The organism is Nostoc sp., assembly GCF_054880495.1.
On the sequence record NZ_JBTYKD010000182.1, the window covers coordinates 1 to 2,003 of the forward strand.

At 45.7% G+C, this 2,003-nt stretch carries 1 protein-coding gene; it reads right to left on the minus strand.

The window, feature by feature from the left end:
* Positions 1–135: 135 nt before the first annotated feature.
* The gene (locus tag ACYTXL_RS17830; RefSeq protein ID WP_461925906.1) at positions 136–1,863 is read right to left on the minus strand and encodes a S8 family peptidase; all 1,728 of its coding nucleotides are present in this window, start codon (positions 1,861–1,863) and stop codon (positions 136–138) included.
* Positions 1,864–2,003 lie beyond the last annotated feature (140 nt).

The following is a 2,003-nucleotide window of genomic DNA, read 5'->3' on the forward strand; positions in this document are numbered from 1 at the left end:
CCTCTCCCAGATATGGGAGAGGGACTTTAAAATTCTGGCTCCCCTTCTCCCAGATTTGGGAGAAGGGGTTGGGGGATGAGGGCAAATCCTTTTAATCACCGAAGAACTACAGGTTTTAAGATAGACGCGGTTTAATTAGAGATTTAAGGCATTAATCACTCCATAACCCCATTTTTCATCAAATGTGCCTGCGGGTTTTCCGGGAATAGCACTATTTCTACGTAGCAAGTCTTTCACAGCAGCCGGATCAAGCTGAGGATCACGTTGCAACAACAGTGCGACTAACCCACTAACTAACGGTGTCGCCATACTCGTACCAGCCTTGACCACAAACTTGGAATTAATCATTGATGCGCGGTCAAAATTTGCATCGGCGGAAAGCGTCGAAACAATCATTGCTCCCGGTGCTGTGACATCAGGCTTCTGTCCATCATTCCGTAGAGGTCCTTCACTACTGAATTCGGAAATAGTATTTAATTCTAAGCCCATTTCTCGCACTTGCTGATCAATATCTGTGTACGTGGCTTTAGTAGTATAGGCGGCAACTGTAATAGCACTGCTGGCGGCTCCCGGCGAACCAATTTTTACAGCATCTTTCACACTTTTACCTGTAAAAAACACTGAAGAACTATCATCTAGTGTCCACACATCTAAACGTGTGTCAGTTGAAGAAGTGTTGCGGACTCGTAGCTGCCAAATACCTCCCATTACTGGCGAGGGGTCAATACCACGTATTTGCACAAAGAAATTATGGTCGCTGTTGGCTTTATCTGGCCCTGGTGTCGCTAATTGCACGCGTGCATCTGCTAACTGGTAATCTTGTGCAGCATTACCGTCAGCAATGATTTTTTGGAAGGGGGTGACAAAACCGTTAGGACTCCGCAGCGACACTTCCAATTCGTTGTCTTTGGAATACCAACCATTTAACCAAACTATGCCGACTTGATTCAAAGGAACATTAAAGCGCATCCCACGAGTACGTCCACTGGATATTATTACTTGTCCATGAATGTTATCGTTTCCTTCGTTACCCGCAGCACAGCAAACAATTCTTCCAGCGCCAGTTTCGGCATCAATGACCTTTGATAGGGAATCGCTACCATCATGAGCATCAGCGTGTCCACCCAAGCTGAGATTCACCACTGCTGGGCGTCCCAACTCTCTAGCAACTCGAAAAATGTAACGGATGCCATCAGCAATGTGGGCATCTTGTAAATCTGATCTGACGACAATTAATTCTGCTTCTGGTGCTACACCGCCATAGTTAGCATCGACACCGGCGGCAATACCAGCAACGTGAGTACCATGACCGCCAGTATCCTGAGAAATTGTCAGTTGCGCTCCCGTCAATTCCGCCCCATAGCCGCCCTCTGTGACTCCTGGACCTGGCAGCGTTTGATCCCAAATGTGTAAAATTCGTTCAGCAAAAGCGGGGTGTTTCGGATCAATGCCACTGTCTATAATGCCGATGATTACTCCTTTACCAGTTAGTCCGGTTTGGTTCTTGAATTCCGGCACTTTCACTGTTCCTAGTGCTGTGTCCATCCTCAAATGAAGTTTGCGTGATGGCTTAATCCGGTGAATCACATCTTCCTCAGATAAGACATCTAAACTATCTATCGGTAAGAAAGCCGTCCGCACACTCCCAGAGTTTTGATTGACTTCAATATTATATTGTGATAGGTAACTCAAGTCTGCATCAGGGTCGCAGTAGATAAAAACGACGCTCTTAGTAGGCTTGACTGGACTTTTGTGGGCAATAATACCAAGGGCTTTTTTGTGTTGAACTAAAGCTTCATCCCCTTCATTTTGATAGTCTTGCAATGCCAAAAGTAGTCCAGGAGAAAGTTTTTCGTGTCTCATTTTTACCTCAAACTAGATTTATTTGTGTCGTAGGGGCACAGCAATGCTCATTGGTGTCAACTTCAGAAAAAATCTGCTTTGAGAAGACGTTTTGCCCTCATCCCCTAACCCCGAATCCCAAGTTGGGATTCGGGGAACTA